The sequence below is a fragment of the Serratia sp. K-E0102 genome (assembly GCF_029962625.1).
Lineage (GTDB): Bacteria > Pseudomonadota > Gammaproteobacteria > Enterobacterales > Enterobacteriaceae > Serratia > Serratia sarumanii.
Map to the genome: position 1 here is coordinate 4184649 of NZ_CP124754.1, position 16313 is coordinate 4200961.

A 16313-nucleotide genomic window follows, 5' to 3' on the forward strand; every position below is an offset into this window, starting at 1 on the left:
CAATTCTCTAAACGGCAACGTAACGGTTTACACATGAAGATTGGTCTGTTTTACGGCTCCAGCACCTGCTACACCGAGATGGCGGCAGAAAAAATCCGTGAGATTCTGGGTGAAGACCTGGTCGACCTGCACAACCTGAAAGACGTCTCTCCCAAGCTGATGGAGGACTATTCCATACTGATCCTCGGCATCCCGACCTGGGATTTCGGCGAACTGCAGGAAGACTGGGAAGCGATCTGGCCGCAGCTGCCGGCGCTGGATCTGAAAGGCAAAATCGTCGCCATGTACGGCATGGGCGATCAGCTCGGGTACGGTGAGTGGTTCCTCGACGCGCTGGGCATGCTGCACGATCACATCGCGCCGCTGGGCGTGCAGTTCATCGGCTTCTGGCCAACCGAGGGCTTCGAGTTCACCAGCCCCAAACCGCTGAGCGCCGACGGCAAACACTTCGTCGGCCTGGCGCTCGATGAGGTCAATCAATACGATCTGAGCGAAGAGCGCCTGCAGCAATGGTGCGAACAGATCCTGCTGGAAATGGAGCCGCTGCTGTAGCCGCTATCGGGCGCTCAACGCGCCCGATTTCCCCCGCTTATTTCCACAGACGGAAGCGTGGCTCGTCTTCGCCGGCCGGCGTCTCCTTTGCCAGACGCGCCGGATCGGCCACCTGATACCAGTCCAACTTGCGCGTCAACAGCATAATGCCCGCCAGAATGGCGAACAGCAGCCCCGCCCCCAGCACCAACGCATTGTCCTCCGACTGCAGCAGCAAATAGAGCACGCCGTACAACAGCAATAGGCTCGCGGCGAACAGCGCACCGCGCAGCTTGCCGCGCAGCACGGCGCTCAAATAGAAGCCGATCAGACCGCTGCAGGCGATACTGGCTGCTAGGTAAGCGAGAGCGAATCCCAGGTGTTCGGAGAAGGCCAGCAGAATCAGGTAGAACAACACCAGCGCCGCGCCGACCAACAGGTACTGAATCGGGTGAACCCGCAGCCCGGTCAGGGTTTCGAACAGGAAAAACGCCATAAACGTCAGCCCGATAAACAGCAGCGCGTATTTGACCGCGCGCTCGGTCAACTGATAGTGATCGACCGGTTCGACCAGGCTGGCGCTGAAGGCCGGCAGCTTGTCCTCGTCGATAATGCCATCGTCGTAATGGAACGCACTGTTGATGTTGTTGGCGAACCAGGTGCTGCGCCAGCGAGCGCTAAACCCTTGCTCCGTCACCTTGCGTTCGTCCGGCAGGAAGTTGCCGAGGAAATTCGGGTGCGGCCAGTTGCTTTGCAGCTGCAGCTCGCTGCTGCGCCCCAGCGGCACCAGCGACAGGCTGCTGGTGCCCGCCAGCGTCAGGGTGAAGTCGGCGCTCAGCCCCGCTTTTTGTTGCAGCGCCGCCAGCGTCAGCGGTGCGTGGATCCCCTGGCGCAACGATCCCACGCCGGTGCCCGGCTCAAACGCCACCGGCTGCGGCGTTGCCAGCGGGGAAATGCTCTTGATGCCGCGAGAGTCGCTCAGCGCCACCAGCAGGAACGGCTGGCCGACGGTCACGTTGGCGCGTTGCAAATCCGCCAGCTCCGGCTGGCCGAAACGCACCTTGAAGTTCAGCGGCCCCTGGTAAACCTGCGTCTGATAAATGCCCAACTTGCGCACTTCCACATTCGGCGCCCCCTGCACCTGAAGCGACTCCGGCAGCAAATAGCGGTGATGCTGCACCCGCTGCACCACCGTTTGCCCTTTCTCGTCTTTTTTCTCTTCTCGTTCGACATAAGGAATGACAATCAACGGGCCGAGCACGCGCTGCGCCCCGCTGGTGCTTTCGCTCACCTGCCCGACCACGCTTTGCCGATAGCCGCTGCGTTCGTCGATCACGCTCATCAGTTGGGCGATGGGGATCAACATCACCACCATCAATCCCAGCAGCGTGGTTATTTTCCAGAAAAGTACCGATTTCATCATGCTCGCTCCTCGTAGGTAATGAGGCCACGATAAAACCCGCAGGTGAAATCAGAATGTGGTTATGTGAAGGGAAGGTGAAGTCACAGCGATAACATGAACGTCGCTTCCACCCCGTGCGGCCGGCGATTGCGCAGGTGAATGCCGCCATGATGCAGACGGGCGACCTCCTGCACGAAGTTCAGCCCCAGCCCGCTGCTTTTTGGCCGTTCGGCGCGCGGCAACGAATAAAAGCGCTCGAACACCTTATCGAACGCATAGTCAGGAATGCCGCTGCCGTCGTCGCAAACGCTGATGCAGTAATGCTGTTCCCGCCGTTCGCCTCGCACGCTGACGCAACCGCCCGGCGGGGTAAAGTCGATCGCGTTGTCCAGCAGGTTGGTCAGCGCCTGGCTGATCAGCAACGCATCGCCGTTCAGCGTCACCTCCGCCAGCGCCTCCAGCCGCAACCTGACGCCGCGCTGCGTCGCCTGCGCCTCTTTGCCCGCCACCGTCTGGTCGATCAACGCCGCGATCGCGATGGGCGCCGTCTCCATTTCTGGCCGGCTCTCCAGCCGCGCCTGCACCAGCAGTTTATCCACCAGTTGTTGGATGCGCGCGCTTTGCTGCTCAATGTTGGTGAGAAAACGCCGAGCGGTTTCCGGCGGCGGCAGCTCCTGCAACAGCTCCGCCGCGCCCCTGATCGCCGCCAGCGGGCTTTTCAGCTCATGCGTCAGGGCATGCGCATATTGTTCGATATAGGCTTTGCCTTCCAGCTTCAGGCGCATGCTCTCCAGCGCCTGCGCCAGCTGGGTCAGTTCCCGGCCGCCCACTTTGGGCAATGGCGCATTTTCGCCCTGCGCCACCCCATCGGCATAACGCACCAGCCGGCCTATCGACCGGTTGATCCACCAGACGAACACCGCCCCGATCAGCAGAGCGATCCCCAGCAGCAACGCGCCGGCCCACAGAATGCGCCGTTCGCTGCGCTTGATCACCGGCGCCATGGTGCTGTTGGGTTTACCCACGGTGAGCACGCCGATAATGCGCCCTTGTTCTATCACCGGCGCGGCCACATACATCACCGAACTGTTTTCATCCTGCGGGTCGCTGCGGGTGCTGCGGGCGCCGTACTGGCCGCGCAGCGTTCGATAAACGTCATTCCAGCGCGAATAATCCTGCCCCTGCGCGCGGCCGGCGGAATCGAAGATGACCCGGCCCTGGGCATCGGTAAGATAGACGTGGTATTCACTGCGGTCCTTGCGGATGCCGGAAATGTTGGCGCCGATCGGCCGCTGATTCAGCTGCGTAAACGCCTGCGCCAGTTGGCCATGCGCCGCATCGCCGCGCTGCATGTCCTGACGGGCGATCTGCGCCAGCAGGTTGGCAGTGTCCACCAGCGTGCCTTCGGTAGCGCGCCGCACGCCGGGCTTCACTTCCTGGACGAAAATGCTCAGCACGAAGTACCCGGCCACCGCTACGATCAGAAAGTACCCCAGCAGCAGGCGCAGGCCAATTTTCATGGCTGGCGGCTCACGCTGTAGCCCAATCCGCGGTGGGTGTGGATCGGCGGTTCACCGGGTTCAACCGCACGCAGCTTGGCGCGCAGTGTTTTGATGTGGGTATCGACGGTGCGATCCAGGCTTTCTTCCGCCTGCGCCCAAACGCTTTCCATCAGTTGCTGCCGCGAGAACACCCGTCCGGGCGCCAACAGCAGCGTCTTCAGCAGCAGGTATTCGTAACGGGTCAGCGGCAGCGGCCGCTGATGGTAGGAGATGGTGGCCGCGTCTTCGTCGAGCGCGAAAGCGCCGAAATGGTAGGGCGCGCTCTGCTGCAGGCGCTGCTGCTTGTGCAGGCGACGCAAAATGGTGCGCACCCGCGCGCTGACCTCGCGAGGAGAGAACGGCTTGGCGACATAGTCGTCAGCGCCGATCTCCAGCCCGATCAGGCGATCCACTTCATCACTGCGGGCGGTGAGAAACAGAATCGGCAGGTCGGCCGCCTGAGCCAGCAGGCGGCGACACAATTCAAAGCCGTTGATATCCGGCAAACCGACATCGAGGATAGCGAGCGCGGGCGCGCCTTGCGCCAGCGCCTGCAACGCCGGTTCCGCGCGTTCGAACCAGCGCACCTCGAAGCCTTCGCTCTCCAGCGTGTAAACCAGCGTATCGGCAATGCTGGGTTCATCCTCCACCAACCAGAGTACGGGTTTCATCAGGGATCCTCGCCGTCACCCGCCGGCGGATACAGCAACAGCTGCCGCAGGTGGCGCCACTCCTCTTTGCTCATGCAGTCGGAAGCCAGCCACAGCCGGCGGCGCTTTTTGCCCTCCATCGGCAGCAGCGTCAGCAGCATGCCGTAACCCGGCATCCACGGTTTTTTCGCCAGCCGCCACTCGCGGCCGTGCCAGCTGAAGCGCCGGTCCGCCAGCAGCCGCAGCTCGCCCTGCGCCGCGGCGATGCGCTTCTGGCTGCGAATGCACTGAAACACCACCAGCGTCAGCAGCACCAGCCAGAGCGGGCCAAAACCTTCCGGCCAGGGCGAAATCAGGATCAGCAGGATCAACACGCCGTGGGTCAACAGTGAAAACAGCTGGGTGCGCCAGGAAATGCGGATATCACATCGCCACTGGGCCACGGTCTTTATTTCGCGTTTGGATCAGGGTCACCATTCTCTGCAGCTCGCCGTCCTGCGGCGCGCCATGATTCATCAGCCAGTTGAACAAATCGGGATCGTCGCACTCCAGCAGGCGGATAAACAGCGCCTTGTCCGCGTCATTCAGGCTGTCGTATTCGTACTCGAAGAACGGCATGATGGAGATGTCCAGCTCGCGCATGCCACGGCGGCAAGCCCAGTGAATACGTGCTTTGTTGTTAATATCCATGTTGTTATGACTCACCTCTTTTCAGCGCGGCAGCGCCAGCGCAGGGTTCAAATGACACACTGTATGGCAACGCCGTCGCAATATAATTCCATCAGCCGGGGATCTGTCTGCAAGGGTGCCCTGGCCGCAAGCCTATAGAGTAACAATTTGACATACACGCCGGGAAGGCGCTTTGCTGCGGAAAGCGTAATAAAGCGCAAAATGCCAAAAAAAGCGCACCCCGGCGCCGCGGCGCGAATAACAGTTTGCAAAGCCCGCCGCCTCTTTTACCATGGGTTCAATACCCTTCAGGTAAGCTAAACGTTGAGCAGGAACTTACTATGGCGCATAACATTCCATTCCCACCCCGTCAGCCCTCCGCTTCCACCCATCTGCCCCTGACGCTGATCTCGCTGGAAGATTGGGCGCTGGTGACGTTGAACGGGCCGGACACGGTGAAATATCTCCAGGGCCAGGTGACGGCGGACATCGACGCGCTGGCGGCCGATCAACACGTGCTGTGCGCCCACTGCGACGCCAAGGGCAAAATGTGGAGCAACCTGCGTCTGTTCCACCGTGGCGAAGGCTTCGCCTATCTGGAACGCCGCAGCGTGCTGGACAGCCAGCTGGCGGAAATCAAAAAATACGCGGTGTTCTCCAAAGTCACCATCGCCGCCGATAACGACGCGGTGTTGCTGGGCGTCGCCGGTTTCCAGGCGCGCGCCGCGCTGGCGGATCTGTTCGCCACGCTGCCGAGCGCCGAGCACCCGGTGGTGCAGGACGGCGAGACCACGATCCTGCACTTCAACGCGCCGGCGGAACGTTTTCTGCTGGTGACCCGCCCCACCGTGGCCGAACAGCTGATCGGCAAACTGCATGACCAGGCGGAGCTGAATGACAGCGGCCAGTGGCTGGCGCTGGAGATCGAGGCCGGTTATCCGGTTATAGACGCCGCCAACAGCGCGCAGCTGATCCCGCAGGCCACCAACCTGCAGGCGCTGGAAGGCATCAGCTTCAGCAAAGGCTGCTATACCGGTCAGGAGATGGTGGCGCGCGCCAAATTCCGCGGCGCCAACAAGCGTGCGCTCTACTGGCTGGAAGGTAAGGCGGCCCGCGCCCCGCAGGCGGCGGAAGATTTGGAGCTGCAGCTGGGTGAAAACTGGCGCCGCACCGGCACCGTATTGGCATCGAGCCAACTGGCCGACGGCAGGCTGTGGGTGCAGGTGGTGATGAACAACGATTTGGACGCCGACAGCAAGCTGCGGGTGCGCGAGGATGCCGCCAGCCAGCTGGCGATCAAACCGCTGCCGTATTCGCTGGCCGAAGAGAAATAATCCGTCGGCCGCAGGCGCCCTGCCTGCGGCCGTCTTCGTTACTCGTCCAACTCCCCGTCGCGCTGCACCAGATAAATCAGCACCAGAATGATGGTGACGAAGAAGCGAAACGCATCGGGCACGCCGTTCCACTGTTTCGACATCCACATGCCAAACCACTCGCCCCCAATCGACATAAAGCCGACCTGCCAGGTGAGGAAGCCCAGCGTCAGCCCCACTACCGCCAGCTTTTTCCGGCCGTTGAAAGCTTTAGCGGGCAGTTTCAGGCCGCACAGCAAGCGCAGGCCGCCGATCCAGCACAGCAGCGCGGTCAGGCTCTCCAGCGCAATGATGAAGATATAGCCGGCGTGATGCAGCCACGGCGTTTGTATCGAACGGTAGCCGATGGTGGCGTCGGGGAAAATGGTGTCCATCATAAAGACGTGGCGCACGAAGGCGAAGTTGGAGCCGTAATCGGTGATATTGCCGAAGGCCACCAGCGAAGCGAACAAAGCGATAGCGCAGACCAGCAGCGCTTTGGATAAGCGAACGATCATCGTGATGAGTCCTGAACAAAGTTTAGAGAAAGAGTATGCGGGCTCAGAAATGAAAGAACGGGCTTGCTGGATACCCGAAAGAAGCAAGCGCCTCTTTTTTAAAACAAAAGAGGCGCCCGTTCAATACGCATTCAGACGTAGCGATAACGTTTAGACGTAGAGGTAGATCGCCATGAAATGGCAGGCGCTGCCGCCGAGCACGAAGGCATGCCAGATGGCGTGGCCAAAGCGAATGCGCTTGGAGGCGTAGAAAATCACGCCGAGGGTATAGACCACCCCGCCTATCGCCAGCAGCGTGACGCCGCCGGCCTCCAGCCGCGTAACCAGCTGATAAATCACGATCAGCGACAGCCAGCCCATCGTCAGGTAGGTTACCAGCGACAGGGCTTCAAAACGGTGGGCGAAGGCCAGCTTGAACAGCACGCCGAGCAGCGCCAATCCCCAGATTACCGCCATCAGGCCCTTCGCCAACGGCGAATCCAGCCCTACCAGCAGAAACGGGGTGTAAGTCCCGGCAATCAGGAGATAAATGGCACAGTGGTCAAATTTTTTCAGCCAATGCTTGGCCTTCTGATGCGGGATCGCATGGTACAGCGTGGAAGCGAGAAACAGCAGGATCATGCTGCCGCCGTACAGGCTGTAACTAGTGATGGCCGTCGCATCCGCGCCGGTATTCACCGCCTGCACCAGTAGCAACACCAGGCCGACGATACCGAACACCAGCCCGATGCCGTGGCTGATGCTGTTGGCGATCTCTTCCGCCCACGGATAAGCCGCGGCGACAATCTTATTGTTCCCGGCTTTCACTACGTCCGTTTTCCCCATAACGCGCAACCCCTCAAAATGCCCTGCTTTGTGCGAAATTAACGCAAAGCAGCTTAACTGAGAATAATTCCAGTGTACACGTGTACGCTAAAATAAAAATGTGAACGCGTGTAACCATCGAAATCGCCCGTCTGGTGGTCTACAATCGTCAGGCTTCAACCCACCCACCTTGAGGTTTACACCATGTCATCCGCTGTACCCGCGTTAGATTTCGGCTCAATGACCCAGGTCATCCAGTTCCTGATGGAAATCGATAAGTTGAAAGGCGTGCAACGCCGCACCAAAGTGCTGGGCACCCAGCGCCAGGAAAACTCCGCCGAACACAGTTGGCACTTCGCCATCGCCGCCATGAGCCTGGCGCCCTACGCCGGTGATGACGTAGACATTCAGCGCGTGATCCAGATGGCGCTGCTGCATGACATTGTGGAAATCGACGCCGGCGACGTGCTGGTCTACGATCTGGCGGCCCGCGCGGCGATCCACGATCAGGAAGTGGCAGCGGCGCGCCGCCTGTTCGGCATGTTGCCGGAGGCTCAGCGCGAGTATTTCACCGCTTTATGGCAGGAATATGAAGATGGCGAAAGCGCCGATGCACGCTTCGCCTTGCTGCTGGATCGCACCATGCCGATGCTGATGAACCTGCACAATGAAGGCCAGAGCTGGGTGGAAAACGGCATCAGCCTGGAGCAGGTGCTGGCGCGCAATGCATCGATCGCCGACGTGCACCCCGAGCTGTGGCACCACATGGAGCAACACCTGCGGGATGCGCAGCGCAAAGGCTGGTTGAAGTAAGTGAACCGGGCTGCCGCGGCAGCCCTTCAACGTCAAGCGAACGCCCGTTGGCGTTCCAACGCCTCCTCATAGCTCGGCATCGATCCCGCCGCCCCGGCGCGCTCCACGCAGACCGCCGCGTAGGCGGCGGCGAAGCGCACCGCATCGGCTAACGGCACCTGATTCGCCAGCTGCGCCGCCAGGGCGCCGTTAAACGCATCGCCCGCGCCGGTGGTGTCTTTCGGCTGCGCCGGAAACGCCGGGATCAGCTCGCTGTTTTCCCCGTCCGAGAACAACGCTCCCTGCGTGCCCAGGGTCACGATCAGCAAGCGAATGCCCTTGGCGTGCAGCACCTGCGCCGCCTGGCGCGCCGAAGCCGCATCTCGCACCGGCACGCCGGTCAGTAACGTACACTCGGTGGCGTTGGGCGTCAGCATATCAACCTGCGCCAACAGGCTGTCCGGCACCGGCTGAAACGGCGCCGGGTTGAGAATGATGAACGTCTGCGCCTCGCGGGCGATGGCGATCACCTGCTCAATCGCCGGCAGATTGTTCTCCAGCTGGGTCAACAGAATGTCCGCCGCGGCGATCGCCGGCCGACACTGGCGCACCTCGTCTTCGCTGACCGTCAGGTTGGCGCCGGGATCGACGGCGATCATGTTCTCCGCCTCCTCACCGGCAACGTAGATAAGCGCATTGCCGGTCGGGCAATCGCCGGTCGAGAACAGCGTCACAGCATCGAAACCGGCGGCGGCGAGATGGCGCCGGGCAAAGGTGCCGAAGTCGTCGCGCCCCACCTTGCCGATATAATGCACCCGCGCCCCGGCGCGCAGCGCGGCGGTGGCCTGATTGGCGCCCTTGCCGCCCGCGCCCATCATGCTGTTGCGGGCGATCAGCGATTCGCCGGGCTGCGGAAAGCGCGCCATGCCGGCGACGATATCCAGGTTGAACGAACCGAACACGCAGACTTTGCCTTTCATTGCGGGTACTCCCTGCTCAATTGGAAATGGCGCCGGGCGGCCAGGCAGGCGCCTTTGCTGCCGGTTTCATCGGTCAGGCGGCTGATGGAGATCGCCAGCCCCTGCGCCGGCTGCGGCCCGCGCAGATGGCGGCGGATATCCTGCTCAAGGCGCGCCAACGGGAAACCATTCATGGCGATCACGCCGCCCCCCAGGATCAGCCGCTCTGGATCGAGCACGTTCATTTCGATGGCGATGGTCTGCGCCAATCGTTCGACGAAGCGCCGCAGATCCGGATGTTCGCCGTGGCGTTCGAACAGCCGTTCGAACGGCGTTTGCGCCGCGTTGGCATGCGCCCAGCCGGTCAGCCAGTGACCGGAGGTCAGGCTCTCGACGCAGCCACGTTTACCGCACGGGCACTCGCCCTGATGGCCCGGCCAGGGAATGTGCCCCAGCTCGCCGGCGGCGCCGTGCGCCCCGTGGTAAAAATCGCCGTTCAGCCACAGGCTATTGCCCATGCCGGTGCCCAAATACAGCCCCACCGCCACCTGCGGCAGCGCCGGCAGCTGCTGCAAGTCCCACCACAGCAGGTGATTGACGTCTTTATCCATCCGCACCGGCAGCGCCAGCAAATCGGCCAACAGCGCCGCCACCGGCTGAGCATCCAATGCCGGAATGAACGGCAGCGACAGCACCCGCGAGCGATCGCGGCTGAGGATACCCGGCAGCCCCAGCATCACCTGCGCCACCTGACGATCCTGGCAATGCCCGGCGATCAGGCGGCCCAACGCCGCCAGCGGATCGGCCTGCCGTGCCCAATCGGCGGTCGCCATCTTGCGGTAACCGCTGAACTCGCCGTCATCATCCATCAAAAGCAGGCGGGTGTTGGTACCGCCGACGTCTACGCCAAGAAAATGCCGCATCATGTCCCCCGCCTCAGGCCGCCTGCCGCATCTGATCCAGCATTTTTTCCCATGCCGTCTCCAGATCCGGATCGAGGTTGAACAGCCCGGAGCTGCCGACGATCAACACTTCCGCGCCGGCGCCCATCAGATCGCGGTAGGTGCGCTGGTTACAGGATCCGTCAATCTCGATCAGATAGCTCAGGTTTTGCTGGCGTTTCAGATCGCGCAACTGGCGGATCTTTTCCAGCATTTCGGGAATGAACGGCTGCCCGGCATAGCCCGGATCGACGGTCATCACCGTAACCTTGTCCAGCAGATGAAGGTAGTGGCGGATAAACTCCACCGGCGTAGCCGGGTTCAGCACCACCCCCACTTTTTTGCCCAGCGCGCGGATCTGGTTGATCACCCGGAACGCGTCGCGGTTGATGGTTTCGGCGTGCGGGCAGATAAAGTCCGCGCCGGCGCGGGCGATCGGGTCGATAAAATCAGTCGGGTTCTCCACCATCAGATGCACGTCCAGCAGCAACGAGGTGTGTGGGCGGATCTGTTCGATAAAGAACGGCGACAGCGTGATGTTTTTAACGTAGTGCCCGTCCATGATGTCGATATGCAGCATATCGGCGCGGCGGTTCAGCACCGCCAATTGCTGCCGGATATCCATCAGGTTCATGCACATCAGTGAAGGTGAAATCTGGTATTTCATTAGCGTTATCCTGCGCAAAAGGGAAAAAGGATCAGTGGCCCGCCGCGGCTCTGGCCTGGGCCGCGCTGCGGCGCATCGCCCGCCGCTGCCGATAGCGATGGCGGAAAAATTTCAGCGCCAGCACCGCAATCAGCACCGCGCCCCACATCGCCAGACTGAAGTGCGGGCTGACGTTCATCAGGTTCAAACCGGTGGCGATCACCTGCAGCACGATCAGCGCCAGCACCACGCCGCTGACCCGGCCAAAACCGCCGAACGGATCGGTGCCGCCCAGAATGATCGCCAGCACCGTCAGCAGCAGGTAAGAGTCGCCGTAGCCCATACGCGCCGAGTTGAAGCGCGCCATCATCACCAGCCCGGCGATCACGCACAGCAGGCTGGAGAGGGTGTAAATGGCGATCAGCACCCGATGGGTATTCACGCCGCTGAAGTGGGTGGCGTTGATGTTGCTGCCGCTCATGTAGATGCATTTGCCGAGCCGGGTTTTCTGCAAGAACAGCGCCAGCAGCACGGCGACCGCCAGAAAGATCCACAGCGGTACCGGCACGCCCAGCACGCGCTCGGCGCCGATAAACCGCACGATCTCCGGCATGCCGCTCAGGGCCGCGCCGCGCGTCAGGTAGATGCCGATGCCGTTGACCGTAGTCATGGTTGCCAGCGTCACCAGAATCGGATGGGCGCCGACGTAGGCTACCAGCGCGCCGGTCGCCGCGCCGATCGTCACGGCCAGCAGCATCGCCGCCGCCAGCGCCAACACCAGCCACAGCGCCTGCAGCCCCAGCCCGGCGTCCGGCGGCAGATAGCTGATGAACAGCCAGGCCATCAGCAGGCTGGTCAGGTTGGCGCTGGCGATAATGCACAGGTTCAGGCCGCCGCTGAGGATCGGGATGAACATCGCCAGGGTCAGCAGGCCCAGCTCCGGCAGCTGGAACGCCACGCTGGTGAAGGTGGCGCCGCTGAAGAAGCGCCCCGGCATCAGCAGGCTGAAGGCCAGCACCACCGCCACCAGCAGCGCCAACAGGCCGACGGCGGTGCCGTCCGGACGAAATTTCAGGTAGTTGCCCATCAGGCGCTCCTCAGGCGAAACCGACGTCGGTTTCTTTGCGTTTCTTGTAGTGAGTGACGGTGATCGCCGCGACGATCACCAGGCCGATCACCACGTTCATGAAGTAGCTGGACACGCCGATCAGGTTGAGGCCGTTTTTCAGCACGCCGATCAGGAATACGCCCATCAACGTGCCGATCACGCTGCCCTTACCGCCGTTCAGGCTGGCGCCGCCCAGCACCGCCGCCGCCAGTACGTCGAGCTCACCGCCCACCAGCGCGTTGGGCACCACTTCGCCCATGCGGTACACCTGCACCAGGCCGCCGATCGCCGCCATCACGCCCAGATAGCCGTAGGCGAACAGGTGCAGCAGGCCGACGCGAATGCCGATGCGCCGCGCCGATTCCGCATCGCCGCCGACGGCAAACAGCTGGCGCCCGAGGTGCGTCTTGTTCAGCAGCAGCCAGGTCAGCAGCGCCACTGCCAGCATCACCAGCGTCGGCAAACCGAGCTGATAGCTCTGTTCACCCAACTGGAACGGCAGCACGCTGCGCGGCAGCGTCCACCAGTCCGGCAGCGCGTACAGACTGCGGCCGTTGGTCAGCCACATCAGCATGCCGAACAACAACGCCTGCATGCTGATGGTGACGATGATCGAGACGATGCGCAGGCAGTAGATCAGCAGCGCGTTGACCATGCCCAGCGCAGCGCCGATCGCCAACGCCAGCAGAATGCTGCCCGCCGGGCTGGCCAGGCCGTAATGGGTCGCCAGCGTGGCGATCAGATACTGCACCACCGAGGCCACCGCAGCGAAGGAGATATCGATGCCGCCGGTCACCAGCACCACGAACAGGCCGAGGGCAAAGATGCCGCTCACCGCATAGCTTTCGCAGAGATCGAGCAGGTTTTGCACCGTTAAAAACTGCTCGCTGAGCAGCGAAAAGACGATGACCGTCAGCAACAGCACCCAGGCCAGGTAGCCTTCGTTACCGCGCGGTTTCAGGCTGAATCTACGCATTGACCGCCTCCGCCAGCTGTTGCTGGCTCACCTGCCCCGGCAGGTACTCGCCGATCACGCTGCCGCCGCTGAAGTGCAGCACCCGATCGCAGTTGTAATACACCTCCGGCACTTCGTCGGAGATCAGTAAAATGGCGATCCCCTCCTGCGCCAGCAGATGGATCAGTTGGTAGATGCTGGCCTTGGCGCCGACGTCGACGCCGACGGTCGGCGAGTCGAGGATCAGGATCCGCGGCTGGGTCAGTACCCACTTGGCCAACACGATCTTTTGCTGATTGCCGCCGGACAGCGTCGAAACCGCCTGCTCCGGATCCGCCACCCGCACGCCGAGTTTGGCGATCCACTCCGCGACGATGCGATTCTTGCGGTAGTCGTCAATCAGGCGAAAACGCCCGCGCAGCTTATCGAGAATGGTCAGCACCGCGTTGTCCGCCACCGACTGTTGCTGCACCAGGCCGAGCGTCAGGCGATCCTCCGAGACGTAGCCGATGCCGGCCTTGATCGCGTCCTCATGGCCGCGAAAGCGCACCGGTTTGCTGTCGAGGTAGAGCTTGCCGCTGTCCGGCCGGGTCATGCCGAACAGGCTCAGCGCCAGCTCGGTGCGCCCGGAGCCGAGCAGCCCGCATAGACCGAGCACCTCGCCCTGATGCAGCCGGAAGCTCACGTCCTGATACTGCCCGGCGCGGCTGAGGCGATCCACCTCCAGCAGCACCCGATCCTTATTCATGCTCGGTGACTTCAGGCGATAGTCCAGCTTCAGACCGGTCATCAGCTCGGTCAGACGATCGCCGGTGATCTCCGCCGCCGGCCAGGTGCCGATCTTGTTGCCGTCGCGGATCACCGTGACGCGATCCGAGATCTCCAGCACCTCGTCCAGCCGATGGCTGACGAACACCACGCAGATGCCTTTCGCTTTCAGGTAATCCACCGTGCGCAGCAGCTGATTGACCTCGGTGCGGGTCAGCGAGGCGGTCGGTTCATCCATGATCACCAGCCGCGCCTCCGCCACCAGCGCGCGGCAGATCGCCACCTGCTGCCGCTGGGCGATCGGCAGCTCCGCCACCCGTTTATCGAGATCCAGATGGAAACTCAGCTCCTGCAGCAGCCGCTCGGCGGTGCGCCGCAGCCGCGCCGGGCGGTACCATCCCAGCAACCCATGCAGGTTGTGCTCGAAGGCGATGTTTTCCGCCACCGTCAGGTTGGGAAACAGCGACAGATCCTGGTAGATCACCTGAATGCCGAAGGCGCGCGCCTGATCCGGCGACAGCCGGCCGAAGGTGTGCCCGTCGATGGTGATGCGGCTGCCGTCGTCCGGTTGATACACGCCGGCGATCGCCTTGATCAACGTACTCTTGCCGCAGCCGTTGGTGCCGGCCAGGCAGTGCACTTCCCCCGGCATCAGCGCCAGCGAGATAGCGTTCAGCGCACGCTGCCCGCCAAAGGTCATCGACAGCTGTTGCAGCACGATCAGCGGCGCGCCCTGGGTTGCCGTATTGCCGGAAATCGCCATGATTACAGCCCCATCTTCACCAGCTTCGGCAGGTTTTGCTTATCCAGGCTTTCGGTGGCGTTGCCGAGAATGGTGTGCTGCTGCGCATCCACCTGCACCTTGCCCATGCCTTCGATGGTCATGCCGTCGGTGATTTTTTCTCCCTTGTGCATCATGTCGGCGATGCGCACGAACACTTCGCCCGCCACCATCGGGTTCCAGATGTAACCGCCCTTGATGGCGCCGCGATTGACCAGCGAAGCGCCCTGGCCCGGGCTGAACGGCCCGATGACGCAGATATCGTTGCTTTTGCCGCGGTTGAGCACCGCGCGCCCGGCGCCGATCGGCCCCTGCGATCCGAACGCCAGTACGCCTTTCAGATCGGGATATTTGGCCATCAGATCGTTGGTGGTGCGCACGCTGTCATCCAGCGATTCCCCTACGCCGAACTTGTCGCCCACCAGCTGCATGTTCGGGTAGTGCTGCTTCTGGTAGTTGATGGCCGAGTCCGACCAGGTGATATGCAGCGGCACCGTCAGGCTGCCGACGTACACCGCGTACTTGCCCTGCTCTTTCATGCAGGCGGCCAGCGCTTTCATGTGGTTGACCCCGTGCTGCGAGGCGTCCACCAGCTCAAAGTCCCAGTCGGCGTACTTCTGGCCGGGGGATTCGTGCACGATCACCTTGATGCCCGCCTCCTGCGCGCGCTTGAGCACCGGCTCCAGCACCCGGGCGTCGTTCGGCACCACGCCGATGATGTCCACCTTCTGCGCGATCAGATCTTCGATGGCGCGCACCTGCAGCGCCGGATCCGCCGCCGTCGGCCCGACCATCCAGGCGTCGATGCCGCGTTTGGCGCCTTCGCTTTTGATGCCGGCCTCCATGGCGTTGAACCACGGAATGCCGCCGATCTTCACCACCACGCCCATTTTCAGCTTGTCCGCCGCCTGCGCGGATAGCGACAGCAGCAGCGAGGCAAACAGACCGACCAGTACGGATTTTTTCATTGTTCTCTCTCCACAAGTGTTGGCTGTAAATAAGGGGGTTTCGTTGTTGTTATCGCGCCGCCCTTTTCGCGGCGGGTGAAACTTCAATCACGTCGACGTTGTTCCAGGCCAGTTCCTGACGAAATTCGTCGTCGCTGAGCCGATCGGTGATTAAGGTATCTATCTCCCGGTAGTGGCAGATGCGCGCGAACGAGCGGCGGCCGAACTTGTTGCTGTCCACCAGCAGGAACTTGCGTTCCGACGCCAGCAGCATCTGCTGCTTCAGCCGCGCATGGTGCTCGTTGCTTTCGCGGATGCCGCCGTCCTGGCAGATGCCGTGACAGGAGAAAAACAGCTTGTTGATCACGAACTCTTTCAGCATCTGCTCCGCCAGCACGCCGATAAAATCCTCATACTTGGCGGAATACTCGCCCCCCAGTCCGATGGTGCGCACATTGGCCTTGCAGGCCAGCGTCTGGATGATGTGCAGCGAGTTGGTCAATACCACCAGCGAGATATCCGGCAGTTGGCGCGCCAAAAACCAGCTGGTGGAGCTGCTGTCCAGCAGCAGGCAATCCCCCGGCGCGATAAACTCCAGCGCGCGTTTGGCGATGCGCGTTTTCTGCTCCGGCGCCTCGTTGCTGCGCTGGCGGAAAGATTCCCCTTGGTCTATCTCGGCGGGCACATAGGTTTTCTCCACCGCCGGCGGCTCGACGAACACCGCGCCGCCGTGGCTGCGCAGCAGCAGGCCGCGCCGTTCCAGCAAGGCCAGATCACGCCGCGCCGTCTCGATAGAGATGTGGCACAGCTGCGCCACCTCCTGCACCATCACGCGGCCGCGCTGGCTCAAGACTTCGGTGATAAAACGATGACGTTCTACAGGCAGCATGTTTCTTTTCTCCTCCACGACGTTGATTACGATATCGATTTGCCGCGCCGCGTTTTGCGC

Annotated in this window: 18 protein-coding genes; 3 read left to right on the forward strand and 15 right to left on the reverse strand. The window is 62.2% G+C overall.

All coding sequences use genetic code 11. From position 1 onward, the window contains the following. Positions 1-33 precede the first annotated feature (33 nt). Positions 34-552: a flavodoxin FldB gene (fldB, locus tag SSARUM2_RS19895; RefSeq protein WP_033635825.1), complete on the forward strand. Its 519-nt coding sequence runs from the start codon at positions 34-36 to the stop codon at positions 550-552. Positions 553-589: 37 nt separating this feature from the next. Here the strand turns inward: fldB and creD are convergent, their stop codons facing one another. From creD to sdhE, 5 genes are all read right to left on the reverse strand, one after another. Further along, positions 590-1954 carry a cell envelope integrity protein CreD gene (gene creD / locus SSARUM2_RS19900; protein WP_041036554.1) on the reverse strand — a complete coding sequence of 455 codons (1365 nt, stop codon included), beginning with the start codon at positions 1952-1954 and terminating at the stop codon, positions 590-592. 80 nt (positions 1955-2034) lie between these two features. Continuing rightward, entirely contained in the window at positions 2035-3453 is a 1419-nt protein-coding gene (gene creC, locus SSARUM2_RS19905) for a two-component system sensor histidine kinase CreC (RefSeq protein ID WP_033654070.1), read from the reverse strand. Then, entirely contained in the window at positions 3450-4145 is a 696-nt protein-coding gene (gene creB / locus SSARUM2_RS19910; RefSeq protein WP_049232287.1) for a two-component system response regulator CreB, read from the reverse strand. Before creB ends, creC begins: the two co-directional genes overlap by 4 nt. Further along, positions 4145-4567: a protein YgfX gene (locus SSARUM2_RS19915; RefSeq protein ID WP_033649453.1), complete on the reverse strand. Its 423-nt coding sequence runs from the start codon at positions 4565-4567 to the stop codon at positions 4145-4147. Before SSARUM2_RS19915 ends, creB begins: the two co-directional genes overlap by 1 nt. Beyond that, positions 4548-4814, reverse strand: coding sequence for an FAD assembly factor SdhE (sdhE, locus tag SSARUM2_RS19920; protein WP_004931679.1), 267 nt, complete (start codon positions 4812-4814; stop codon positions 4548-4550). Before sdhE ends, SSARUM2_RS19915 begins: the two co-directional genes overlap by 20 nt. Before the next feature lie 320 nt (positions 4815-5134). Between sdhE and ygfZ the strand changes: the two genes are divergently transcribed. After that, positions 5135-6127 carry a tRNA-modifying protein YgfZ gene (ygfZ, locus tag SSARUM2_RS19925; protein WP_049194803.1) on the forward strand — a complete coding sequence of 331 codons (993 nt, stop codon included), beginning with the start codon at positions 5135-5137 and terminating at the stop codon, positions 6125-6127. A gap of 38 nt (positions 6128-6165) precedes the next feature. Here ygfZ and SSARUM2_RS19930 read toward each other — a convergent pair whose 3' ends face one another. Both SSARUM2_RS19930 and SSARUM2_RS19935 read right to left on the reverse strand, forming a co-directional pair. Further along, the gene (locus SSARUM2_RS19930) at positions 6166-6663 is read right to left on the reverse strand and encodes a DUF2165 domain-containing protein (protein WP_033649451.1); all 498 of its coding nucleotides are present in this window, start codon (positions 6661-6663) and stop codon (positions 6166-6168) included. A 150-nt stretch (positions 6664-6813) separates the two neighbouring features. Then, entirely contained in the window at positions 6814-7488 is a 675-nt protein-coding gene (locus SSARUM2_RS19935) for a hemolysin III family protein (protein WP_038871224.1), read from the reverse strand. 183 nt (positions 7489-7671) lie between these two features. Here SSARUM2_RS19935 and SSARUM2_RS19940 point away from each other — a divergent pair, with 183 nt between their 5' ends. Then, the gene (locus SSARUM2_RS19940; RefSeq protein ID WP_025304127.1) at positions 7672-8280 is read left to right on the forward strand and encodes an HD domain-containing protein; all 609 of its coding nucleotides are present in this window, start codon (positions 7672-7674) and stop codon (positions 8278-8280) included. Positions 8281-8312: 32 nt separating this feature from the next. Here SSARUM2_RS19940 and rbsK read toward each other — a convergent pair whose 3' ends face one another. From rbsK to SSARUM2_RS19980, 8 genes are read right to left on the reverse strand one after another with little or no spacing between them, the layout of a single operon-like run. Next, positions 8313-9239 (reverse strand): ribokinase, encoded by a 927-nt coding sequence (gene rbsK / locus SSARUM2_RS19945; RefSeq protein ID WP_033635835.1) that lies wholly within the window; start codon positions 9237-9239, stop codon positions 8313-8315. Beyond that, the gene (gene alsK, locus SSARUM2_RS19950; RefSeq protein WP_060452478.1) at positions 9236-10144 is read right to left on the reverse strand and encodes an allose kinase; all 909 of its coding nucleotides are present in this window, start codon (positions 10142-10144) and stop codon (positions 9236-9238) included. The genes rbsK and alsK overlap by 4 nt, the downstream gene beginning before the upstream one ends. Before the next feature lie 10 nt (positions 10145-10154). Further along, on the reverse strand, positions 10155-10826 hold the full coding sequence (gene alsE / locus SSARUM2_RS19955; protein ID WP_033654065.1) for a D-allulose 6-phosphate 3-epimerase: 672 nt from the start codon (positions 10824-10826) through the stop codon (positions 10155-10157). A gap of 31 nt (positions 10827-10857) precedes the next feature. After that, positions 10858-11892, reverse strand: coding sequence for an ABC transporter permease (locus SSARUM2_RS19960; protein WP_033654064.1), 1035 nt, complete (start codon positions 11890-11892; stop codon positions 10858-10860). Positions 11893-11902: 10 nt separating this feature from the next. Continuing rightward, positions 11903-12889, reverse strand: coding sequence for an ABC transporter permease (locus SSARUM2_RS19965; RefSeq protein WP_033635839.1), 987 nt, complete (start codon positions 12887-12889; stop codon positions 11903-11905). Beyond that, positions 12882-14399 (reverse strand): sugar ABC transporter ATP-binding protein, encoded by a 1518-nt coding sequence (locus SSARUM2_RS19970; RefSeq protein ID WP_060452480.1) that lies wholly within the window; start codon positions 14397-14399, stop codon positions 12882-12884. The genes SSARUM2_RS19965 and SSARUM2_RS19970 overlap by 8 nt, the downstream gene beginning before the upstream one ends. 2 nt (positions 14400-14401) lie before the next feature. After that, complete coding sequence (locus SSARUM2_RS19975; RefSeq protein WP_033635841.1) at positions 14402-15385, reverse strand: substrate-binding domain-containing protein; 984 nt, start codon at positions 15383-15385, stop codon at positions 14402-14404. 49 nt (positions 15386-15434) lie between these two features. After that, entirely contained in the window at positions 15435-16253 is an 819-nt protein-coding gene (locus SSARUM2_RS19980; RefSeq protein WP_004931653.1) for a DeoR/GlpR family DNA-binding transcription regulator, read from the reverse strand. Between the last annotated feature and the right edge of the window lie 60 nt (positions 16254-16313).